The sequence below is a fragment of the Pelotomaculum isophthalicicum JI genome, assembly GCF_029478095.1.
In the GTDB taxonomy this organism is placed as follows: domain Bacteria; phylum Bacillota; class Desulfotomaculia; order Desulfotomaculales; family Pelotomaculaceae; genus Pelotomaculum_D; species Pelotomaculum_D isophthalicicum.
Genome location: NZ_JAKOAV010000008.1, coordinates 83297 through 106499, shown reverse-complemented (window position 1 = coordinate 106499; position 23203 = coordinate 83297). Strand labels below are relative to the sequence as shown.

23 protein-coding genes, 1 pseudogene and 1 riboswitch are annotated in these 23203 nt (G+C 46.7%); of the genes and pseudogenes, 17 read left to right on the top strand and 7 right to left on the bottom strand.

Annotated elements, in window-relative coordinates; translation table 11 throughout:
• Positions 1-384 precede the first annotated feature (384 nt).
• From glnA (L7E55_RS06450) to L7E55_RS06410, 9 genes and pseudogenes are all read left to right on the top strand, one after another.
• Positions 385-1803, top strand: a complete 1419-nt coding sequence (gene glnA / locus L7E55_RS06450; RefSeq protein ID WP_277443272.1) for a type I glutamate--ammonia ligase — start codon at positions 385-387, stop codon at positions 1801-1803.
• A 279-nt stretch (positions 1804-2082) separates the two neighbouring features.
• Positions 2083-2170, top strand: a riboswitch (cyclic di-GMP riboswitch).
• A gap of 212 nt (positions 2171-2382) precedes the next feature.
• Positions 2383-2979, top strand: coding sequence for a TetR/AcrR family transcriptional regulator (locus L7E55_RS06445; protein ID WP_277443270.1), 597 nt, complete (start codon positions 2383-2385; stop codon positions 2977-2979).
• 55 nt (positions 2980-3034) lie between these two features.
• Positions 3035-5318, top strand: a pseudogene (locus L7E55_RS06440) (phosphoenolpyruvate synthase).
• A 99-nt stretch (positions 5319-5417) separates the two neighbouring features.
• On the top strand, positions 5418-5858 hold the full coding sequence (locus tag L7E55_RS06435) for an MFS transporter (protein WP_277443269.1): 441 nt from the start codon (positions 5418-5420) through the stop codon (positions 5856-5858).
• 257 nt (positions 5859-6115) lie between these two features.
• A complete protein-coding gene (locus L7E55_RS06430; protein WP_277443268.1) occupies positions 6116-6805 on the top strand; it encodes a response regulator transcription factor in 690 nt (229 codons plus the stop codon).
• Entirely contained in the window at positions 6802-8244 is a 1443-nt protein-coding gene (locus L7E55_RS06425; protein WP_277443266.1) for a sensor histidine kinase, read from the top strand. The genes L7E55_RS06430 and L7E55_RS06425 overlap by 4 nt, the downstream gene beginning before the upstream one ends.
• 271 nt (positions 8245-8515) lie before the next feature.
• Positions 8516-8770: a hypothetical protein gene (locus tag L7E55_RS06420; protein ID WP_277443265.1), complete on the top strand. Its 255-nt coding sequence runs from the start codon at positions 8516-8518 to the stop codon at positions 8768-8770.
• 8 nt (positions 8771-8778) lie between these two features.
• Positions 8779-9297 carry a diacylglycerol/lipid kinase family protein gene (locus L7E55_RS06415; RefSeq protein WP_277443263.1) on the top strand — a complete coding sequence of 173 codons (519 nt, stop codon included), beginning with the start codon at positions 8779-8781 and terminating at the stop codon, positions 9295-9297.
• A 98-nt stretch (positions 9298-9395) separates the two neighbouring features.
• Entirely contained in the window at positions 9396-9668 is a 273-nt protein-coding gene (locus L7E55_RS06410; RefSeq protein WP_277443261.1) for a hypothetical protein, read from the top strand.
• A 94-nt stretch (positions 9669-9762) separates the two neighbouring features.
• On the opposite strand, the gene L7E55_RS06405 is transcribed toward L7E55_RS06410, so the two are convergent.
• The 4 genes from L7E55_RS06405 to L7E55_RS06390 all read right to left on the bottom strand — a co-directional run bounded on the left by L7E55_RS06405 (position 9763) and on the right by L7E55_RS06390 (position 12696).
• A complete protein-coding gene (locus tag L7E55_RS06405; RefSeq protein ID WP_277443260.1) occupies positions 9763-10365 on the bottom strand; it encodes a ferritin-like domain-containing protein in 603 nt (200 codons plus the stop codon).
• A 125-nt stretch (positions 10366-10490) separates the two neighbouring features.
• Positions 10491-11627, bottom strand: a complete 1137-nt coding sequence (locus L7E55_RS06400) for an amidase domain-containing protein (protein ID WP_277443258.1) — start codon at positions 11625-11627, stop codon at positions 10491-10493.
• Between the two features lie 252 nt (positions 11628-11879).
• On the bottom strand, positions 11880-12209 hold the full coding sequence (locus tag L7E55_RS06395) for an Hsp20/alpha crystallin family protein (RefSeq protein ID WP_277443257.1): 330 nt from the start codon (positions 12207-12209) through the stop codon (positions 11880-11882).
• 97 nt (positions 12210-12306) lie between these two features.
• The gene (locus tag L7E55_RS06390; protein ID WP_277443256.1) at positions 12307-12696 is read right to left on the bottom strand and encodes a hypothetical protein; all 390 of its coding nucleotides are present in this window, start codon (positions 12694-12696) and stop codon (positions 12307-12309) included.
• Positions 12697-12918: 222 nt separating this feature from the next.
• On the opposite strand from L7E55_RS06390, the gene L7E55_RS06385 reads away from it, so the two are divergent.
• A complete protein-coding gene (locus L7E55_RS06385) occupies positions 12919-13182 on the top strand; it encodes a hypothetical protein (protein ID WP_277443255.1) in 264 nt (87 codons plus the stop codon).
• 18 nt (positions 13183-13200) lie between these two features.
• On the top strand, positions 13201-13428 hold the full coding sequence (locus tag L7E55_RS06380) for a hypothetical protein (RefSeq protein ID WP_277443254.1): 228 nt from the start codon (positions 13201-13203) through the stop codon (positions 13426-13428).
• Here the strand turns inward: L7E55_RS06380 and L7E55_RS06375 are convergent.
• Complete coding sequence (locus L7E55_RS06375; protein WP_277443253.1) at positions 13425-13682, bottom strand: hypothetical protein; 258 nt, start codon at positions 13680-13682, stop codon at positions 13425-13427. The two genes, L7E55_RS06380 and L7E55_RS06375, sit on opposite strands and share 4 nt — an antisense overlap.
• Before the next feature lie 112 nt (positions 13683-13794).
• Here L7E55_RS06375 and L7E55_RS06370 point away from each other — a divergent pair, with 112 nt between their 5' ends.
• Positions 13795-14391: an Hsp20/alpha crystallin family protein gene (locus L7E55_RS06370; RefSeq protein ID WP_277443252.1), complete on the top strand. Its 597-nt coding sequence runs from the start codon at positions 13795-13797 to the stop codon at positions 14389-14391.
• 65 nt (positions 14392-14456) lie between these two features.
• Here the strand turns inward: L7E55_RS06370 and L7E55_RS06365 are convergent, their stop codons facing one another.
• Both L7E55_RS06365 and L7E55_RS06360 read right to left on the bottom strand, forming a co-directional pair.
• Positions 14457-14975 carry a DedA family protein gene (locus tag L7E55_RS06365; RefSeq protein WP_277443251.1) on the bottom strand — a complete coding sequence of 173 codons (519 nt, stop codon included), beginning with the start codon at positions 14973-14975 and terminating at the stop codon, positions 14457-14459.
• A gap of 287 nt (positions 14976-15262) precedes the next feature.
• Entirely contained in the window at positions 15263-16387 is a 1125-nt protein-coding gene (locus L7E55_RS06360; RefSeq protein WP_277443249.1) for a PRK06851 family protein, read from the bottom strand.
• 256 nt (positions 16388-16643) lie between these two features.
• Between L7E55_RS06360 and L7E55_RS06355 the strand changes: the two genes are divergently transcribed.
• The 5 genes from L7E55_RS06355 to glnA (L7E55_RS06335) all read left to right on the top strand — a co-directional run bounded on the left by L7E55_RS06355 (position 16644) and on the right by glnA (L7E55_RS06335) (position 23027).
• Positions 16644-17228 (top strand): ANTAR domain-containing response regulator, encoded by a 585-nt coding sequence (locus tag L7E55_RS06355; RefSeq protein WP_277443247.1) that lies wholly within the window; start codon positions 16644-16646, stop codon positions 17226-17228.
• Between the two features lie 326 nt (positions 17229-17554).
• Complete coding sequence (gene glnA / locus L7E55_RS06350) at positions 17555-18883, top strand: type I glutamate--ammonia ligase (RefSeq protein WP_277443245.1); 1329 nt, start codon at positions 17555-17557, stop codon at positions 18881-18883.
• Between the two features lie 156 nt (positions 18884-19039).
• The gene (locus L7E55_RS06345) at positions 19040-20683 is read left to right on the top strand and encodes a glutamate synthase-related protein (protein ID WP_277443243.1); all 1644 of its coding nucleotides are present in this window, start codon (positions 19040-19042) and stop codon (positions 20681-20683) included.
• 276 nt (positions 20684-20959) lie between these two features.
• Positions 20960-21535 (top strand): ANTAR domain-containing response regulator, encoded by a 576-nt coding sequence (locus L7E55_RS06340; RefSeq protein ID WP_277443242.1) that lies wholly within the window; start codon positions 20960-20962, stop codon positions 21533-21535.
• 160 nt (positions 21536-21695) lie between these two features.
• Positions 21696-23027 carry a type I glutamate--ammonia ligase gene (glnA, locus tag L7E55_RS06335; RefSeq protein WP_277443240.1) on the top strand — a complete coding sequence of 444 codons (1332 nt, stop codon included), beginning with the start codon at positions 21696-21698 and terminating at the stop codon, positions 23025-23027.
• Positions 23028-23203 lie beyond the last annotated feature (176 nt).

The window sequence follows — 23203 nt, the reverse complement described above, 5'->3', positions numbered from 1 at the left end:
TATTATAACACATTACGCAAAATTACGCACTATTTATCGGAGGGAATTTGACATTTTTCCAATAAAAAAAGCCCTATTTTCAAGGCTTGTAGAGATTTCTATATAGGTCGCAAGTGTCAAAGACCCGTTTCTTGTCCCTGTGTTTGAACAATAACCATTGTAATATAAAAAATAATGTAATATAATATTGCCAAGTTAAAAACAGTGTTGTTTTTGCTTTTTTGAAACTGGGTAGTTTCCATGAGGTAATGACGCCTCATACCGGCCCTTTAACAGGCGGCCGGTATGAGGTTTTTGTTTTTTATGCCCGCGTTGGAAAGGAGGTTTTTTCTTTTCTGAAGAGTTTTATTAAGTTTATTTTATATCTAACAGGAGGTATATTTAATGAAAACACCCCAGGACGTCCTTGCTTATATCAAGGATAAAGATGTAAAAATGGTTGATGTGAAGTTCATCGACCTGCCTGGTCTTTGGCAGCATTTTTCGGTTCCTGTTTCCGAATTTGACGAGAATGCTTTTGCTGAAGGTTTTGGCTTTGACGGTTCCAGCATACGCGGTTTCAGGGCTATTGATCAAAGTGATATGAACCTGATTCCCGACCCGACAACGGCTGTTATGGATCCATTCAGCAAAGTACCCACCCTCAGCATTATTTGTGATATTATTGACCCGGTGACCGGCGAGAAATACAACCGCGACCCCCGCAACATTGCCAAAAAAGCTGAAGCGTACTTAAGAGCCAGCGGGATTGCTGACGAAAGCTACTGGGGACCTGAAGCGGAGTTCTTTGTTTTTGACTCGATCAGGTTTGACCAGAACCAGCATTCAGGCTACTACTTTATTGATTCCGTGGAAGGCATATGGAACTCGGGACGTGAGGAAAATCCCAACCTTGGTTATAAGCCGCGCTATAAAGAAGGATATTTCCCGGTTCCCCCCACTGATTCCCAGCAGGACATGCGTAACGATATGGTTATGACCATGCTGGAAGCCGGGCTAAATATCGAGTGCCAGCACCACGAAGTGGCTACCGCGGGCCAGGCCGAAATCGATATAAAATATAATAAGCTTGTCAAAATGGCCGACGATCTGATGATGTTTAAATACATTGTGAAGAATGTCGCCAGAAAGCATGGTAAAACCGCGACCTTTATGCCGAAACCGCTATTCCAGGACAACGGTACCGGCATGCACGTCCACATGAGCCTGTGGAAAGACGGAATTCCCCTGTTCTTTGACGAAAAAGGATACGCCAAGTTAAGCCAAACCGCGCTATACTTTATCGGCGGCTTGTTGAAGCACGCCCACGCGCTCACCGGTATTACCAATCCGACCACCAACTCTTACAAGCGGCTGGTGCCGGGCTACGAAGCGCCGGTGAACCTGGTTTACTCCATGAGGAACAGGAGTGCGGCGGTACGTATCCCCATGTACTCCAACAACCCCAAAACCAAACGGGTTGAGTTCCGCCCGCCCGACCCCTCCTGCAATCCATACCTGGCTTTTGCCGCCTTGTTGATGGCGGGTCTTGACGGGATTAAGAATAAAATCGATCCGGGCCAACCGATGGATAAAGACATTTTTGAGCTTCCGCCCGAAGAGGCCAAGGATATCCGTTCAGTCCCGGGTTCGCTCGACGCGGCATTGAAAGCGTTGCAGAATGACCACGAATTCCTGCTGGAAGGCGGAGTCTTTGATAAAGATGTGCTGGATGCCTGGATTGAATACAAACTAACTAGGGAATTTGACGCCATCAGGCTTAGACCGCATCCGTACGAGTTCATGCTTTATTACGATTTATAGGATTTTTTGAAGATCCGGATACCTGACGCTGAAACGCCCGGCAGTTTAACTGCCGGGCGTTTTAACGTATTTCAGCTCAAGGTGGTGCCACTGCTCAGCTGTTCTACATAAATATCTTCCTCGCTGTCTATCGTAACTAGAAAAACACTAACTATATCGGTATTCGCCTTTATTTAGCCTTCTTAAGGGGGGGACCGTACCAAAAAAATAAAATTGTACGCTAAGGATTGTTCATTAAGGGCCATTCAAAACCCGTGCATTTTGAAATTCATAAATAAAAATACCTGCAGCAAACCTGTCAAAGACAGGGACGAAAAGCTGTAGGGTCTAAGGTGCTTTTAAACACTATGATAGCCTGGCTGCCGCATATACTATGTGCATGACCTGCCCTTTTTTAAGCGGCAGGTTTTTTGTGCATATGCTATGTTCTGATATGGAATCCAAAAGTGAAGAATTATTAGAACTTCTATATTATATATTTTTTAAAAAATTTCCACAAAATAAAGTGAGATATTTCTCGCATGAGATACTTCTCATATCGAGTAATTTATATTATTATGTTTTACAGGAGGTGTTAGTGTGCCCAAAGACACTTTTTATAATTTGAGTGACGAGAAGAAAAAGAGAATATTTGACGCTGCCGTACAGGAATTTTCTACCCGGCGTTTCAGCGAAGCATCCCTTAACCAGATTGTGAAGGCCGCCAAAATACCTTGGGGAAGCTTTTATCAGTATTTTAATGACAAAGAGGACATCTACCTTTATATGCTCGAAGAAATTGGAAAGGATAAGCGGAAGAACGTCCCCTACACAGAAGCCTTGGATCCGGATGCGGACGTTTTTGAAACCATTATTCAAAAATCCAAAGAATCCCTTGAGCTGGGCAGAGTAAAACCGGAATATACCAAGATAGGCATGCTGATGGAGATAGATAACAGCGAATTCATTACAAAGCTCCGTGTAGCATCCGCCGAAAAGTATATGAAAATGATTGAGCGTGATAAAGAGCGTGGCCTCATCAAGCCGGAAATTGATTCCGAACTGGTTATGAATATGATTTTCACATTCGGTTTGAATGAGTATTTCCGGAGCGGGTTGGACGAGAATAGGTATTTAAAGAAACTCAACGATGCTATCAAAATAATCAAGGAAGGAATTTCTATGTTTAAGGATTGATAGAATCCGATTGCCTAATGGGTTCGGCCATCAAATAATAGAAAGGAGAGCCTGTATGAGTTCATATGTGCTTGGTTTTCAGGAAATCGATAAGCATAAGCTCATGGTGGTCGGGGGCAAAGGCGTTAACCTTGGGGAACTAGCCAGGATTGAGGGGATCCGGGTACCGGAGGGGTTTTGTGTTACCACCGAAGCGTATAAAAGAATCACTGGGAATAACGAGGAATTCAATTCATTACTTGATCAATTGTCCCTTCTAAAAGTGGACGACAGGGAAAGCATCAGTGAAATCAGCAAGAAAGTTCGCATGGTCATTGAAGGGATATCCATTCCAAAGGACATAGATGAAGAGATCGCTCGCCATCTTTCAAAGCTTGGTGAGAAAAATGCCTATGCCGTGCGTTCCAGCGCTACGGCGGAGGATCTTCCGACAGCTTCCTTCGCAGGACAGCAGGATACGTATTTGAACATTATAGGAAAAGATGCCATTCTTAAGCATGTCAGCAAGTGCTGGGCGTCGCTGTTTACTGACCGTGCCGTAACCTACCGTATCCAAAATGGTTTCGACCACAGCAAGGTCTATCTGTCTGTGGTTGTACAGAGGATGGTTTTTCCACAGGCTGCGGGGATTATGTTTACAGCCGATCCCGTCACGTCCAACCGGAAAGTGCTGTCCATAGACGCCAGCTTCGGGCTTGGTGAGGCACTGGTCTCCGGCCTGGTCAATGCTGATATTTATAAAGTGCGGGAAGGTAGGATTATTGATAAAAAGATATCCACCAAAAAGCTGGCCATCTATGCCTTGGAAAAAGGAGGCACGGAGAAACGGGAGATCGAGCCCCAGCAGCAGAATAGGCAGACCCTGACCGACGAGCAGATTTTGCAGCTTGAGCGCATGGGCAGAAAGATCGAGGCGTATTTCGGCTGCCCGCAGGACATCGAATGGTGCATCAGTTGGGGACATTCCTCCGACCCCAGAGACTGGCCTCAAAGAGAGGTGTATCCCCTTTCCTCTGAAGATGCATTCTTTATCGTTCAGAGCCGCCCCATTACCACATTATACCCCGTACCGGATGTGAACGATGGGAAAAACCGTATATATTTATCCTTCGGCCATGGCCAAATGATGACCGAAACCATCAAACCATTGGGAATGTCCTTCCTCCAGGTTTTATCCAAGGATTATATACTACGCAAAGCCGGTGGAAGGTTATTTTACGACTTGACTCATGATCTTGCCTCACCGGTGGGGAGAAAAATAGCATTCAGTACTTTTGGCCAAATCGATCCTCTAACAAAAAACGCTATGTTGAATTTATTTAAACGAAAACAATTTTTAAAGACTTTACCGCGGGGGAAGAGAGCACTCCGCCTGGGCGCAGAGGGTCTATCCTGGGCACTGCCCATTCATGTCATAAAGATCTATCGCAAAAACGACCCTCCGCTTATTAAAAATCTCATTTCCCGCAACGAGGAGTCTGTCAGGGAGCTGCAGCAAAGGATCGCAAATCTGTCCGGAGAAGAACTGTTCGATTTTATTTCACAGGACCGTACTCAGCAACATCAGAAACTTTGAGCCCAATGTCCACAAGATTAAATTTGAGCAGGGGCTTAAGGAAGCGAAGCAGAAGGAACAGGAGCTCTTGAGCCGCCTGGAGCAATTGCCCGGCGGCAAGGGTAAGGCAAAAAAGACGAAGAAGATGATCAGAATTATGCGCAATTTAATCGGCTACCGGGAATATCCCAAGTATACCATTATCCAACGTAACTACATTTATAAGCAGGCACTGCTGAAGGAGGCCGGCAAGCTCGTGCAAAAGGGGGTTATCCGGGAGAAGGAGGACATCTATTACCTGACCTTTGAGGAACTCAGGGAGGCAGTTAAAACAAACCGGGTGGATTACAATGTCATAGATAAGCGAAAAGCGGAATATAAGGTCTATGAAAAGCTGACGCCGCCTCGATTGATGACGTCTGAAGGAGAGGTCATATTGGGTGAATACGATACCGGCAACATTCCCAAAGGTGCTTTGGCAGGTGTACCCGTTTCAACAGGCGTCATAGAGGGCAGGGCACGGGTCGTTTTAAACCTGGAGGACGCCAAGATAGAGGAAGGTGATATTTTGGTCACCAAATTCACTGACCCTGGTTGGACACCGCTCTTTGTATCCGTCAAAGGCCTGATAACGGAAGTCGGCGGGATGATAACCCATGGCGCTGTTATTGCAAGGGAATACGGTCTTCCGGCAGTCGTAGGCGTAGAAAACGCCACCAAGCTGATCAAAGACGGACAGAGAATCCGGGTGAACGGAACGGAAGGGTATGTAGAAATCCTGTAACAGAGAAAATGGCATTTTACTGTTACAGGAGGAAATAAATGATGTAAGCAATAAAAGCGACCCGGTCAGGGTCGCTTTTTCAGACAGAAGAGAATTGAGGTGCCGACATATGAAAAGAGAAAAGAAAACTGTAAATACAAATCTTATATTGTTATTGCTTGGGAGGATGGTAAGCATGTCAAACGAGAGTTAGCCGAAGGTGTGTCAGGATTCGTAATGGATTTGTCCGAGGGTATCAGATTCATTCTGAATAATAAAGTAATCCGTAAATTATCTATTTTTTTCCTGGTAATATACACCTTAATCCAACCTATATTTGCCGTAGTGTTGCCTCTGTTTTTCAGAACCTGGTTGGAATTCACAGATACACAGTATGGTTATCTGCAAATGGTAATCGTATTGGGAGCGCTGGTGGGAAGCATTCTGGTGGGCGTGCTGTTCAACAAAGAGAATGAAGTGACCAAATCCCTCGTGATCGGCTGCAGCCTGCTTATGGCTACAATGATGTACATTGGACTATACTGGCAGCTACCTTATTGATAATATTGATTTCATTTATGTTTTTGGCCTCGCTCTTAAGGGTTCATTTCTTAGCATTCTCTTAGTTTTTTCTTGGCTGATCTTTAACCGGCGGGGATATACTTAAATTTAAAAAAAGTTATAGAAACTATAACAGTCTTGATCTGTTAGGAAATTTTAACTTTGGTATAATTGTTTATTGAAAGATGAAAACATAATTTTTATTGCTGTCTTGATAAATGAAAAACATTGGGAAGAGAATTTAGGAGTGAGCAGGGATGTCCACGGAAAAGCCGAAGTTTACGGTCCTAATAGTTGATGATGACCCCGGGGTTATAGATTTCCTTTCTCTGGGTTTGCGCTATGAAGGCTATTCAGTAGATAGCGCCGCGAACGGCAGCCTTGCGTATGAACGCGCCCGGGCGGCGCCGCCCGATGTGGTAATTCTTGACTGGATGCTGCCTGACGCTTCCGGCCCGGAAATGTGCCAGCGGCTTCGCACCCTGGCTGACCCGGCTATTCTGATGCTGACGGCTAAAGACGAGGTGGCTGACCGGGTAGCCGGTCTGAGGGCTGGGGCGGATGATTATCTCGTCAAGCCGTTTCATTTTGACGAACTCCTGGCGCGTCTGGAGGCGCTTCTGCGCCGGAGGGGTCAATCTTACGGCAAAGACATGCTTCAATTTTCCGATCTAAACTTGTGGCCCTCCCGCCGCGAAGCCCGCCGGGGACAGGAGCGCCTGGCTTTGACCCCCACGGAATTCGACCTTCTCCACCTGTTGATGCGGCACCCGCATCAGGTTTTGCCGAAAGAAACGATCCTGCAAAATGTATGGGGCTACGACTTTGGTGGGGACGCTAGTGTCGTAGAAGTCTATATCGGTTACCTGCGCCGCAAGCTTGGCGAGCCGCCGCTTATTAATACGGTGCGGGGTGTGGGTTATGTCCTAGAGGAAATCAAGCCGTGAAATTTCCCCAATACATCCACAGCCTGCGCGCCCGCTTGACGCTGGGGCTGCTCCTGGTGCTGACCGTGCTGCTGCTGGTTTACGGCCTGCTGGCCTATACTGAATTAAAAGCCGATTTGATAGAGACTGCCGAAGCCAAACTGCGTGTGCAAGTGGGACCAACACTGAAGCGCTGGACCAGCCATAACTATACTATTAGCGAAAACCAGCACCCGCCTGTCGCCGGGCTGACTCAGGAACTGGAAGCCCAGGGACTGGATGTGTTGATATATGACAAGGAGGGCAATCCTCTAACGAATAGCGGCCAGGCAATGGAAGAAACACCTCCCCTCCCGTCTTTACTCCTGTCAGATGTGTTGAAAGGTACGGATCAAATCCGGGTCCAGCCCGGTGCTGAAGGAAGAAAGCTTGTTTACCTGGTTCCGGTTATCGGCAGTGGCGGAGAGGTTCAGGGAGCTCTGGAGGTCAGCGCTTCGATGACCAATGTAGATGTTTCGCTTTCACGTGCGCGCTTGTTGCTTTTCACCGGCGGCCTTGTAGTATTGCTAGCGGCGGTTGGCTTGGTTTATCTGGTGATCCGTTTTGCCCTGCGCCCGCTGACCAATTTAGCTGCCACCGCGAGGAGCATTTCTGGCAACAGACTAACAAGCCGTGTTGTAGTGCCTCCCGGAGGAGATGAAATAACGGAGTTGTTTGTGGCTTTTAACTCCATGCTCGACCAGCTGGAGAACGCTTTTGCCGCTCAGCGTAAAGCCACCGATCAGGTTCGCCAGTTCGCCGCTGACGCCTCTCACGAGTTGCGTTCTTATCTTACTGTTATAACCGGTTACCTTGATGTGTTGAGGCGGGGAGCGGCTTCAGAGCCGCAGGAGCAGACCCGTGTGCTGACGGCTGCGAGAACCGAATTAGAGCGCTTGAACCGGCTGGTTGATGATTTGTTGACTCTGGCCCGCCTGGGCGCCGGGGCGCCTCTCCACCGTCAGGCGCTCGACGTGCCCGGTTTGCTGTCCGACGCGGCCCAACGCGCTATTTTGCTGGCGCCGGGGCGACGAGTAACGGTTCGGTGCCCGGTCTTGCCACCTTTGTTGGCGGATCCGGACAGGATGCGCCAGGTATTAAACAACCTGGTTGATAACGCGTTGCGGCACACGGCGCTGGAGGAGGAAATTACATTGGGCGCGGAAGTCCGGAATGAAAACTTGTGTATGTGGGTGCACAATACCGGCACAGGTATTGCAGCCGAGCATCTTTCCCGTGTTTTTGAACGATTTTGGCGCGCCGATTCATCCAGGAGCTGCAGCAAAGGCAGCGGTTTAGGTCTGGCCATCGTCGCGGCTATCGCTGAAGCCCACGGCGGCACCGTCGATGTGTATAGCGCTTCCGGCAGCGGCACCACGTTTACCGTCTGCCTGCCGCTTAATGTTCGGGAAAATTCTTAAGAAGCAATGTACTAAAACAATAATTGGGAGGTTTCATTATGGGATTTTTATCTAAGTTTTCACGTTCGTCAAGTAAGGGACATTATCGCCATGGAAGACATGGCAGCGACTATTACAAGAGACGTGGACACGGTATCTTGGGCAAAATTATTGACGCTTTGAACAGTTCAAGAAGCTACTCTCACTCTCATTCTCACTCACATTCACATCACTACAGACGCCGTCATTCGCGCCATAGTTCATGGTCATAAAAGATATAAGATCTTCACAAATGCAGCAAATTGATGAAGATGAATTTAATGGTTCGTATAACCATGAGCGCTCCGCTGTGCTTATAGTTAACACCCATTCCCGAAGGGGGCAACAATTTTTCCTTTCAGCTAAGGACGAATTGACTAAGCAAGGTATCTCAATTGTGGCTTCATACCCGGTTAGATATCCGGAACGTTTGCCCGAAGTGGTTCAGGATGCAATAAAGCATAAGCATAAACTGATAGTTGTCGGCGGGGGGGGGACGGGACAATAAGTTCGGTAGTGGATTATTTCGCCTGCCAGGATGTGGTGCTTGGGATACTACCGTTTGGTACGGTGAACAGTTTTGCGCGAACTCTTGGAATCCCTTTAGACCTGAAGGGAGCAGTTGAAGCCATTGTCAATGGAAAAGTGATTGATGTGGACCTGGGGAAAGTTGAGGAGGTTGTTATAGCCAATGGCAGGCACTTTGGAGTAACGCCGCTTGCCCAAAGTGCTACAGCGGATGATCGGGAACTTACAGTTTTCGTTATGGATACGCCGAACCGATGGCATACTCTAAAATTATGGATTGTCTTCCTGCTTGGGAAAGCGACTATTTTTCCCCAAGCCCGTTTTTTCAATGTGAAGGAAGTAAAGCTTGAAGCATCACCGCCGCAATGTGTTGAGGTGGATGGTGAAATAACTGCGAAAACACCGGTTAACATTACATTGGTTCCAGAAGCTCTAAAGGTTATGGTACCCGGTAACCTTAGGGATATAAGTCTGGAGTCTCCAAGAGTAAGTCCTGATATAAAATAAAACTCTTAGCTATCTCTTGGTTTTTTCTTGGCTGGCCTTTAGCTGGCAGGCATATAATAAAGAAGCATTCACGTAATGTTTACGAGGAGGTATTTGAGATGAAAAAATTATTTTATATATTAGCGGTTATTTTTATATTCTCTCTGGTTACTGCTGGCTGTGGCAATGTGCAGGACGTTACCGAGGGTGTTAAAAATGTTAACGATAGCATCCAGAACGTTAACAAATCAATTCAGGATGCCAATAAAAGTATACAGGATACAGGAAAGAAACTATCACCCAATAAGGAAAATAACGGAGGAGAGTCTGGATCTGAGTCCGGATCTAATGCAAATGAAAAAGGGTCCGGGGAAGGAAGTAAAGAAGATTAATTTGTTTTCATTATCGAACATAGCCTCTTGGGAATCCGCATTTGTTTTGGTTCAGGGCTTACGCCCTGGGCTATTTTTATTGCCCGGTATTTTCTTAACGCTTGCAGAGGCTACAGTTTACAGTAAACAGGTAATTCCATTTAGACCCGTGTTTTAACTCGTCAGTATAAATTTCAGTAATCATATTTCTATATGGTAGGAATTCAAGGCCGAATAAGATTTTGCGATATCTTTCAACCGCGGCTAATTCTCCGAACAGGGCTTTGGTTATTCCGTTACAATAACTGTCAGGAGGCTGGAAAGCACCGTTCTTGACCGCGGATATCTCCTGCCCGGTCAGTTCCCAATAGATCTCTCTCAGCATTTTGTTATGCTTGATCTCATCATCGCGAATGGATGCTATAATTTCTTTTTGCTCAGGCGGGGCAATGCTAATCATGTAATTATAGAATAATTCATCTTCCCTCTCACCGCTCACAGATTCGACGATTAGCCTTAGAGCCTCCGGATAGGCATATCCCGGCACATACATGTATGTTGGATAATATTTATAATTAATGCATGGATAACCCGGATACGGTGTTTGTAATGGATTGGTTCCTGGACCACAGGCAGGACAATTAAAATTTACAGCGTTTGTGTTGATTTGTTCGTGCTCATCTTTATTCACATTTCCTTTGTTGTGAATATCGGCCATGAGAAACACCTCTCTTTGGTACCATTATATGGTATTGGGACAATAATGTTCCTGTACTATTAATTGTAATTTCACAAGAATTACCCTTTTCGTGCTGTGCTACACTGCTAAACATACCATAAATCTTATCCACCAAACTTATATAAGTGGTAGATGGTTGATTTGTCGTATCCCATGTCCCAGGGACAGTGGTAGCGGTCCACGTTATGAGAATTCACCAGGGGGTATCCCTTTGAATCATATCCGACTACTATGGCCATATGTGCTGAGTAGCCGATCTTGCCGTAACCTATTACATCCCCCTTTTGCAATTCTCTTACTGCTCCACGTGGATATTTTTCACCGGGGGTGTTTAATTCCTGGAATGTGCCCCGGGCCAGTCGCTGTCCCCATCCACTGTACACCAGCCAGTCACCGAAGGTCTCAGCCCGAACCCAGGCTTGGCTGCCCGCGCCTTCGTTCAGGTTGTAGAACCAATTGTCATCCATGGGCAGCCTGCCTCCTTCCTGGTCTCCCAGGCATTGTGAGACAAAGTTGGTACAGTCCCCGCCCTGGTCGTTATAATCGCGATAACGGATGTTGTATTGATTATCATTGCCCGCCCCCCAGGCCAGGCCGGCGAATTCATCGGCATATTTTACCGTGCCCTCCCGGTTGAGTAAACTGGGGGCGCTGCTCGCAGCCGAATTTGTATGTTCATTTTTCTTTACAACCGCGGGACCGTCTGACGGTATGGGATCAAGCGCCAAACTATTGTCGCCGAGACCGTCGGTATAAAAATCTTGCAGTATAAACCATTTACCGTTTTTAAGTGTTAGTTTCATCCAATGGCGCGTACCAATACCAAAACGGTTTACTGTGGGATCATCTTGGTAAACATAGCCCAACTGCAGAGTTTGGTCGACGGTCAGTTCAGCATTATCTCCCACCACTTGCGACCAGGGGATTTTTATGGTTGAATTTGCTTCAATAATATTTACTCCACGTTTCTGAGACCACAACTGGATGTATTTTAATTTGGATTTCTCATGCTCCAAAGCCCAGCGGCCCAACATCGTCGTGGTATCATAATATGAAAGGGCCTTTTCGGGATCGCTGCCGGTAACTGATGCCGAGGCGCGGGACTGAAAAATCACCTGAACTCTTTCCTGCAAATCCCTTTTACTGATATCCGCTGATGAACTGGCTCTGTAACTTAATACTCCCATCAGTAATACAGTTATGGCAAATATCATCAACATGGTTTTCTTTGTAAATTTCATTAGATTCATCCTCGTCTAATGGTGTTTTTACTAACGGGTCTTAAAATAATTAGTTCTGTCATATAGGTTTACCATCCCGAACAAAATTATATGAATTTTTCACCTTGGATTGGTTTTCAACAGAAGATGAGGAATCATTGATGGTCAATTGTAGTATGTCGGTTGGTTACCAAGAGCCTGTGATGACCAAGTGGGGCCATTCTTGACAAAATATTTCTAATCTGATCTTTGGGGAAATAGAATTCATAGACACTAGAAACCAAACTCAATATTTAGTATTTCGGCCTGACTATCCTGGGGCTTTGCAAATTTGATTTCTAGTATGCCGGAGCGGTAGTTTGCCTGGGCGCTATTGCTGCTTACCGCTGTCGGAAGGGTAACGGTACGGCAGAATTTGCCTGTGCGTCTTTCTTGTATATGCACTATTGACCCCTGCTCAGAAAGATGAGGTTCGTAACCTACTACCCCCTCAATCTTCAGTGTATTTCCTTTTATCGCTACTTTGGCGTCGCTTGCTTTTTGCAATCCTGGTAAATCTACGCTGATTATAATCTCATTAATTGTTTCAACTAGATTTAGCAATGGCCAATTCCTTCTACTAATGTGTTCTAAAAAACCCGTGGGGTCGGGCCAACCATTAATCTCCTGAAAAAACTTTTTATCTGCATTGGGAATATTTTTAAAAATCTCGAACGGGTTGTGATTCACGGCCAATATTTTCACCTTCTTTATCTTCACGTTGAAAATTTATCTTTATTTGAGGCTGCTCCTCCTGGGGGGAAGGAGGTTCGCCGGTTTTGCCTTTTTTTTGCTCTTCTGTTTTTGGTTTTTGTGGCGATGCAATGCGGAGCACTTTACTGCCGTAATTAAGGCCTATGCTTAAACAACCGCTTAGGTCTTTCACATCCATGCCGTCAATGTTAAAGATAATCTGGTCAAGATTTACCTTGTCAACACATACTTTTTCAATTTTAATTTCACAGGACTGTCCCATACATTCCCTTTTTATGGCTGCCAGGTCGGCAGCCATCCCATTAACGGTAGATTGCAATTCCTCTACCTGTTTCATAAAGTTGACCTGTTGCGACGGTTGTTCCCTAAGAGGATGCATAATACGTCGCCAGAAAAGTTTGAACATGACATTACCATTTCCCGCTTTTTTTGAATGATGTTCAACTAGCCCTGTTATCAGACCTTTATAGCTAGCAGTATATGCTGTGATTAAAAATTTGTCACTGATATGGCTTTGTGGGCATATCTTTTTAATAATAGATAAAGTGGTGGTGAAGTTGTGGCCAAGGTATTGCTACAGATTAATATTAATAACTTGCGAATCGCCGATGTCGATACCGGCTCGGCAGTGGCAATCGGGAACAATTATTTCTTTGACTGGAAGACCTATAGCAAATCCAACAGCGGTTTTGGCCGGTTGAGCGGCGACAGAAATTCGATAGCTGAAGCTGACTTCAAGGTGGATGATCCGGACTGGCAGGATATGATCTGCATGGATAGGCCGGATGAAACGGTCCTGCGCAAACTGCTTGATATTGATTAATTTAAAAGAGGTGCAAGGATGAAAACAGAAATATACCTTGGAAAAATTAATTTGGCAATGGCTCAAGGCAACGCGGGAATATTTTACGGTGACAACACCCTTAAAGGCTGGCGTGCCAGTTCTAAGAGAAATCTTTCCCTTGGCCGGGTCAACGGGGACGGTAACTTTATAGCCAGCCGGCTAAATTTTCTGAATGATTCTGACATTATTGACATGTTTGTAAAAACTCAAGAGCCGAAATCCTAAATGACCTCGGCATTGCCGCCGGTGACGGGGCTTTGCCCGCCGGCATTGGGAACGTTCATGTCAAACAAATCATTATCGATAATGATATTAGCCCCTGAGGTAATAAGATTCAGGTTGCCGGGAACTGGCCCAACTGAAGTATTCGCCTTTGACCAAAAACTCCACGCGTTGGCCACAGCCTTTCCCTGATTTAAATTGGCATTATTGCGAAATTCGTTAACTTGAATGGCGCCGTTTAAAATTGATACTGCCACGTCAAAACTCTCCTCGCTGATATTGTTTCTATAATTTATGCCGCACTTATTCATATTGACTGTTGGGCCATGATTCTTATATCAAGGGTTTATGTTAGGGGTGTTATATTTTATGAATTCAGCTGATAAAAATTGGTTTAAGCTTGCTCTTGATCTTTATGAAAAGACCAAGGGAATGAATGTCTATGGTAATTTAAACAAAGATGTTCTTGATCATTTAATGGAAATTGCCAACCATATTGCATTCCCTAATTTGAATACGGCCCAGTCCGAAAAAGAAATAAAAGTTGAACAGGCGGTTTCGTCTACCCCTGTAAAAGCAGAAGATAACATCGTTTGGCAGGAAGGGTCCGCTGCGTCGTACGATCTCGCCTCAACTACGGATACTATAAAGGGCGGTTACACCCCGCCCATTTCAATCTATGAAACCCCGCGAGAAGTAAACGTTAGCGCCATTCTTCCCGGTATTGCTTCCAGGAACAATTTGAATGTTCTTTTGTCCCAGGAGACATTAGAGCTATCCGGTACTAGGGATGTTATCGAAACTTCGGGAAATAAAATAGAAAACAAAAGGTTTTTTAAAACTATACGTCTACCGGCGCTGGTAGAGCCTTCCGGCGCAACCGCCACATACCATAATGGGTTCTTGTATGTAAAGGCTCCAAAGAAGAATCGATCATCGCAAAATATTACAGTAAAATTCGAATAATATAAAGAGATAGGTGGTTAGATTCCGACTCGCTTGCGGAGGTCGGTTTACGATCTTTAACAACGCTAATAGCTGGCGTTCCTATTCCAGATATCGCCGAGAAAAAGCCCCAGGTTAATAAAAACAGTCACCCACAGTAATGCTCCGGCAGCCGAAAAAAACATTACCTTCCAATAAGGCAGCCTGGCGATTCCGGACAGGTAAGGCGTTATGTGCCTTAACCCGGGCACAAAATAGGCCAGGACGATGGCCGGCGCCCCGTATCTCCCCGCCCATACCTCTGCCTTTAAAAGCTTCTCCGGCGTTACGCGAATGAAGCGTCCATACTTTTCAAAAAAGGGAGTTCCTATTTTCCTTCCGATAAAATAGCTCACGGACACGCCGGTCAGGCTTCCCAGAACAGCCGTAAACACTACTGGGGCAAAGCCCAATATACCTTTTCCCACGAAAAACCCTATTAAAGTGAGGATTGACTTGGAGGGAAGAAGCACTCCCAGGGTGTCGCATACGAAATACAGGTATAATCCGGTATAACCGTGGCTTGATATAAACTGTGCGGCCAACTCCTTCAAGTCCAGAACCATCCCCCCTATATCCCCCTTATATCAACTGCTTCATATTGCGCCACAGCGAATTAAACCTCGCCTGGCGTATTTCATAAACATAACATGTAAGCCAGGGTCAGAGCTATATTTTTCAATGATTTACTTCCCGTATGGATTATAACACAATTGCCTGAAATATCTTTAGGTTACACTTGGCCCAGGGGGTTTTAGAACCGGGAATAAAAAACACTCCCTTCTTTTCAAAACAAGGAGTGTTCAAATACGATAATTAATGGGTTCCACGGAGTAATATGCTTCCCGGCAGTTTAACTGCCGGACTCTTCCGCATATTTCAGCACGCGGGCCAGGATTTCGTCGCGCTTGGCGTTGATGGCGTCAAAGTTCATGGCGGGGATGTAGTATGTCTCCATATGGTCATGCTCCGCTTTGGCCTTGGCGATATAGCTGATCGCCCTGTTGATGGCCGCGGAGAGACGTTTTTGGGCGCTGTCGATTTCGCTGTCGTAAACCGTTAGGATCGATTCATTAAGATACTGGTTCAGATTGTACAGCTTAACCTTGGTGATGGAAGGAACATTTTGGGCTTTAAACTCAATACCGGGGATATCCTTCATAACCGCGCATCCTTGCTGCGGAATTAAAACGAGGTCTATATTATCCGGCGCCAGCGGGCAGTGGAATACGCTGGTGTCCAAACCCCTTGTATGGGCGGCTTTGGCGACAGCGCCCACAACATAAGAAGTAAGGCTGGTCGCGTCGCCGGTCACCAGGTATAGCTTCTTGACATCCTGCAGGATAGTGTCGAGATAGTGCCACTGACCTCCGGGGGTAAAAGCGGTGGCGAACAGATGCCTGTCTTTGGGCTCTCTCTCATACTGGACCGGGGCGTCCTCAGTGACGCTTTTGATTATTTTCCAGGCGGTTTCATGCACCCGGGACCGGTTGGCGGCTTCTTCCAGATAGCTGTCCAGTTCGTCCTTGATCACTTTAGCTTCGGCCAACTGGTTGTACGCTATTTTGAAAAGGCGGCCGACGCGGGCGTTTGACTGCAATACTTGCTGCTTTACGGCCTGCATTTTTTCTTCATCCCAAAAGTCGCCGAGATGGATAATTTCATCAACCGCTCCGGGATTTTTCGGATCAACCACATGCGGAGCGGTCCCGTCAATCATCGCCACCCGGACGGCCGGGATACAGATGCCGTCAAGAGAGTCGTTGTCGGATGAGCAGCAGTGGTACTCGACATCGAATCCTTTTTCCAGCATCGTTTGTCCGATATTACGCATAAACGTTGATTTTCCGACACCCGGCCCGCCTTTTAAAATAAAGATGCGAGTGGCGTCATTTTCAATAATATAGTTGTAGAAAGAATAAAAGCCTCTTGATGTGTTGCCGCCGGGGAATAGTTTTGTCAGTTTCCCGTTTGCCATAATCCAAACCTCCTTGTTTGGTTTAATAAGTTGCAAAAAGGTGCCTTGCCAAGGCGGAATAAGCATTTGTCCAGGGTCTTTAAATGGAAACGCATCAGTCTGTTTTATATATCTATTATAAAAAGCGGTGGTTATGATTTATTTGGGCAGGGAATTAATGGGAGGGTCATTTTTCCATCTTGCGGTGGCAGTATCTTTATTGAACCTGGTGTGTTAAAATAAAGTTCAATCCACAGTTCATTTCGAGGTGTGTCCCATGTATGGGGCCAGGATCGTTCTTGCCGACGCTGATGTTAATTTTCGTAAAAAGTTAAAAGAAATCCTTATCCTTGCGGGTTATCTCGTGGTCGGCGAGGTGAGTGAAGGCAGGAGTGCCCTCAAGGTGGTCTTTCAGACTGACCCCGACCTTGTTATTATGGACACAATGTTGCCGGGCGCGGCAGGTTTGGATATTATCAGAATTATAGAAGATCACCGGGTGGCGCCGGTAATCCTGCTGGCCGACTCACGTGGGCAGGATATACTGGAAGAGGCCAAAGATTCCTGGATTTTTGCTTTCCTGGTAAAGCCGGTAAACGAGGCGCATCTGGTCCCAGCCATAGAAATAGCAATTGCAAATTTTCGGAAGTTTATTAAGCTGGAAGAAGAAAATAAAAAGCTTAAACAAGCGTTGGAAGAAAGAAAACTTGTGGAAAAGGCTAAAGGTTTGGTGATGGAAGCCAGAGCTCTGAGTGAAAAAGAAGCTTATAAGTACTTGCAGAGATTAAGCATGGACAATTGTATGCCGATAGTCAGGGTGGCGAGAAAAGTTATTAGTCATTACAATAAAAAGGAGCAGTAAGACATCAAAGATTGTATACAATATTTTATCTGTCAGCCGGTTGATTTTTTGAGATTAAATGTTTATACTCGTTTATGTAAGCTAGGTTAAGTTAATAGTTTTTGGGGCAAAGGCGTCCTTTGAAAGACCGGTAGAAATACTGAGTCCTTAAAGGGCGTTTTTTTATTTCCCGGAAATTATGTATAAGTGATCTTGGTATAAATAAGCGGTGATTTTGAGCCGCGCTGAATGCCTAAAGGTCGTGATTTGCGAATTTGTTCTTAATTATTAACAATAAAAATGCGTTATCATATATAGATCATAAATAAATAAACCGGAGGTTTGCTTTGAAAGCCTTTACCAAAGAAGAAGTATTGGAAAAAGCCAAAGAATACAATGTCAAGTTTATTCGCCTGCAATTTACCGATATATTCGGTTCTTTTAAAAATATTGCCATTACCGTGGAAGAACTGGAGAGGGCGCTGGAGGGACAGGTCATGTTTGACAGCGCCGTTGTTGAAGGTTTTATTCGCAACAAGGAAAACGAAATTTATCTCTACCCGGATCCCGCCACCTTTGAGATCTTCCCGTGGCGTCCCAGAGACGGCGCGGTGGCCAGGCTGATCTGTGACATCTATTCCCCGGAAGGAGAAACTTTTCCCGGCTGCTCCCGCTCCGCCCTGAAAAGGGTGTTGGAAAAAACGTCCGAATCGGGGTTGCAGTTACGGGCCGGCGCGGAAATTGAGTTTTTTTTGTTCCATACCAATGAGCAGGGCAAGACTACCACGATCACCCATGATCACGCGGGTTACTGTGATTTGTCCCCGGTGGATTTAGGGGAAAACGCGCGGCGGGATATGGTGCTGACGCTGGAGGAAATGGGTTTTGAGATTTCTTCCTCCCACCATGAGATAGCTCCCGGACAGCACGGGATATTTATCAAAGAGGACAGTGCCTTTGCTATCGCTGATAAGATTGCCACTTTTAAATTCGTTGTGCGGACCATCGCCCAGCGGCACGGGCTGCACGCGTCGTTTATGCCTAAACCGCTTGCTGGAGAAAACGGCTCCGGTATGCGCCTGCACCTGTCGCTTTGGCGTGAGGGGAAAAATATCCTTGCAGACTTGAATGACAGTTTGGGCTTGAGTGAAACGGCGTATCATTATATTGGGGGCGTACTGCAGCATGCCCGGGCGATTACCGCTGTTGCCAATCCGCTGGTTAATTCATACAAGCGGCTGCTGCCGGATGAACTGTCTCCGTGTCTGGCGGCCTGGTCGGAAAAGAACCGCAATACGATGATCCGTGTCCCCGCGGCGCGGGGGGACAGTACCCGTTTCATCCTGCGCAGTCCCGATCCCGCCTGCAACCCCTACTTGGTACTGGCCTCTGTCCTGGCGGCCGGCGTGCACGGCCTTGCCGCAGAGATTAAACCTCCGCAGCCGTCGCCGGAAAATTACCCGGGACCTGGAGGATTGAGGGAATTGGTCGGGAGCAGCGGACTGCCGCGCAGCCTGAACGAGGCGCTGCAAGCCCTTACCGAGGATGAGACTGTTTGCGCGGCGTTGGGAGAACACATAGCCAGGCGTTACCTGGAGGCAAAAGGGGAGGAATGGGAGCGTTTCATGGCTGAAGTGCACCAATGGGAACTGGATGAATACCTGGCCAACTACTAAGTTTATAAAATTTGTTTTTCCATTAGATCGGAAAAACGCTATTTGGATATCTAATTAACGAACTGAAAGGAGGCTGCCCACCCGAATTACCAAACGGCGTGTATCACAAAGAACAGAGAATAAATAAGAGAGATATTATTTAGGAGGATGGTACAAATGAGTATTGGTCAGCAGAAGTCTAATGATGCTTTGGGTACAGCGAATCGCGGCAACCCCGCCGAATCAGGGTTGTGCACTTTATGCCGGGCAGATTGCCAGGGCAGGTGTGAAACCTTTATGTCCTGCATGAAAGGACGTAAAATGCTTTACCCCAGAGATTTTGGAACTATCACAGCAGGCAGTGACAATATCACTCACGTGGGGGTTTCCTACAATTCCCTCCGTATACAGGGTTATAACTATGGCGCCTATGGTCTCTCGAAAGGCCTTTCCAATGGGGCGGATGATTGTATTTTCCCCAATGTCAATATCGAAGCAGAGTTTGGTAATGAAGTCAAGACGAAATCCAGGATTCCCATCCTGTCCGGCGCCCTGGGATCAACCTTTGTCGCTGCGAAGTACTGGGAGTCTTTCGCGGTCGGCGCGGCTCTCGTCGGTTATCCGATTGTCGTCGGTGAAAACGTTGTAGGTGTTGACAAACAGTCTGTCATCGAAAACGGCAAGATTGAGGTATCACCAGAACTCGATCGCCGGGTTAATACCTATCTTCGTTATCATGACGGATACGGCGCGATTATTGTTCAGATGAACGTTGAGGATACCCGTAACGGCGTCGCGGATTATGTCCTCAGGAAATATGGCGACAAAGCGATCATCGAGTTGAAGTGGGGCCAGGGCGCCAAGGATATCGGCGGCGAAATCCAGGTAACTGACCTCGATTACGCTATTTTCTTGAAAAACAGAGGTTATATCGTAGACCCGGATCCGACCGTGCCCGAAGTCCAGCAAGCATTTAAAACCGGAGCCATCCGTTCATTCGCCCGCCACAGCCGTCTGGGATACACCGATCTTTCAAGTAGTGACCAGGTCCAGGAGGCTTTCATGACGGCAGTTGCCGATCTTAGAAAATTGGGATACAAGAGGATTACCCTGAAGACTGGTTCCTATGGCATGGAAGCGCTGGCCATGTCGATCAAGTTGGCTACGGACGCCAAGCTGGATCTCCTGACTATTGACGGCTCCGGCGGCGGCACCGGCATGAGCCCGTGGAACATGATGGAGAGTTGGGGTGTGCCTTCAATTCTGCTCCATTCCAAGGCCTATGAATATGCCAGCATCCTGGCTCAGAGAGGCAAAAAAGTCGTTGACCTGGCTTTTGGCGGCGGTATTGCCAGAGAAGATCAGATGTTCAAGGCGTTAGCCCTGGGTGCTCCGTTCGCGAAGATGATTTGTGTCGGCAGGGCGACGATGATTCCCGGCTTCCTGGGAGCAAATATCGAGGGAGTACTGAATCCCGAGCGCAAAGCGGCTCTGAATGGAAACTGGAATGAACTGGCGAAGTCCGTGGCGGAAATTGGCACAAAACCAGAAGAAATCTTTGCGGGATATTATGATGTTCAGAAAAAAGTCGGCGCTGCTGAAATGAAAAACATTCCTTTCGGAGCAATCGCTATTTGGACACTTTGTGATAAATTAGCGGCAGGTCTGCAGCAGCTTCTCGCCGGAGCCCGCAGGTTCAATATTTCGGAAATTTCCAGATTTGATCTGGCGTCCGGCAACAGGGAAACCGAGAGAGAAACAGGTATTCCGTTTATCACAGAAGTTCAGGATGAAGCTGCAAAGAGACTGTTAAACAGCTAATTTGACTTGCTCAGGAAATTACCGGCGTCCGCTATGTCATGGACGCGGACGCTGAAGAAGAGGAGCAAATTTTAAGCTGACCCTTAATAAAACAGTTGCCTTCTTAATAAGAGTTTAATATAATAACGTCTATAGTTGTTTTATATTATAGGTACGAGGATGTATCTATATAATTCAGGCAATGATGCCCTCATCAGGTGAATATTCCTGCCAGAGGGCATTTTTATATCCGACGGATTGATTTAGAATGCTAGCGGCAACAGGAGGCATGCGCCCGTGGGGGAACAAAGGGTAATATTAATTGACAATGATGCCGCCTGGAGAAAGAATGTCAAAGCCATACTGGTTAAAATGGGCTACTGGGTAATCGGCGAGGCTGAAGATGGTCTCACCGGCCTAAAACTAATCAGGACAAGGCAGCCTGATCTGGTCATTATCGAGGCATTTCTCCCGGGTATGGACGGATTTGAAGTAGCCCGCATCGTTTACGAAGATAAACTGGCTCCTGTGGTATTGATTGGTTCGTCCACACATCAAAATGTGATTGAGAAAGCTAAAAACGCGAAAGTCTTTGCTTTTCTGGTCAAGCCTGAGCTTGACTTCAACCTCATCCCGGCGGTAGAATTGGCTCTGACCAATTATCAAGAAAGAGTCAGACTTGAGAGCCAGGTGCAGGAACTTCAGAATACGATTGAGACTAGAAAAGTTGTCGAAAGGGCGAAGGGTATCTTAATGGAAACAATGGGTGTTTCCGAAGCCGAAGCTTTTAAGCGCATCCAGAAGCAGAGCATGAACAAGCGGATTTCCATGCGAGCGGTGGCTGAGGCTATCATCCTGGCCCATAACCTGTAAGCCGGCGGTTAACATTCACGCTTCATCAACATGATCCATTAAACCGTGCACGTGGTTGTGCCGGGCGGGCAAAGAAGCCCATGACGGTAGAGGATAATCTGGCTCTATTGTTGTGGGCTTTTTTATTATCATAAAAATTCTTTTCTGAAGGGTGGTTGTTATGGAGGTAACTGAAAAAGGACAATTACTGGATAAAGCCAGGAATTTGGGAGTTAAGTTTATCCGCCTCCAGTTCACCGACATCCTTGGCGTGATGAAAAATGTTGCCATCACCATTGAGCAGCTTGATAAAGCGCTTGACGGAGAATTAATGTTCGACGGTTCTTCCATTCACGGCTTCGCCAGGATTGAAGAATCGGACATGTACTTGAGGCCGGACTTGAAAAGCTTTGCCATGTTTCCCTGGCGGCCCAGGGAAGGCGGGGTTGCCCGCTTGATTTGCGACGTCTATAACCCGGACGGTTCTCCTTTTGCGGGCGACCCCCGCTACGTTTTAAAGAAAGTTCTGGCTGAAGCGGCGGAAATGGGCTACAGTATGCAAGTTGGGCCTGAGCTGGAATTTTTCATGTTCCAGATTGACCAAGATGGTAATCCCACCCTGGATACTCATGACGACGCCGGATACTTTGACCTGGCCCCGGTGGATCTTGGCGAGAATGCCCGCCGCTCGATGGTGCTCACCTTGGAAGAAATGGGTTTTGAAATTGAAGCCTCGCACCACGAGGTGGCCCCGGGGCAGCATGAAATTGACTTCAAATATTCCGACGCTCTTGATGTCGCCGACAAGATCATGACTTTCAAGATGGTTGTACGTTCCACGGCCCAGCGGCACGGCTTGCACGCCACTTTTATGCCCAAACCTGTTTTTGGCATCAACGGTTCCGGCATGCACATGAACCAGTCACTTTTCAAGGACGGGCGGAATGCTTTTTATGACCCGTCCACTCCCGACCAGTTAAGTGATGTTGCCAAGTACTATATCGGCGGATTGATGAAGCACGCCCGTTCCATGGCGGCTGTTACCAATCCCACGGTTAATTCGTACAAACGCCTGGTGCCCGGCTATGAAGCCCCGGTTTACGTCGCCTGGTCGGGACGCAACAGGAGCCCGCTGATCCGTATACCTGCCAAAAGAGGCAATTCGACCCGTATCGAATTAAGAAACCCGGACCCGGCCTGCAACCCGTATCTGGCCATCGCGGTTGCTCTGAAGGCGGGACTCGACGGGATTAAGAACAAGATTCAGCCGCCGCCGCCCACCGACATGAATATTTATCATATGACCGCGGAGCAGCGGGACGAAATGAACATCTCCAGCCTGCCAGCCAGCCTTTTGGAAGCGCTGGATGAATTATCGAAAAATAATGTCATAAAAAGTGTATTGGAACCGCATGTTTATGAAAAATTCATTGAAGCCAAAAGACATGAGTGGGACAGTTACCGCGTGCAGGTCCATCCGTGGGAGGTCAGTGAATACCTCACCAAGTTCTAAGTATTGACGGATCATGACGCCAGTGTCTTAACTTGTGTTAACTTGTACAAAATGTACCATCCTCATCGTCCTTTCCCCAAATTTCCGGGTGAAAGGACACTTTTTAACTATACACTTCAAAATTAATATGGTATACTTTTGTCTAGTTCCAATAGAAAACAGGTACAGTGTTGTAC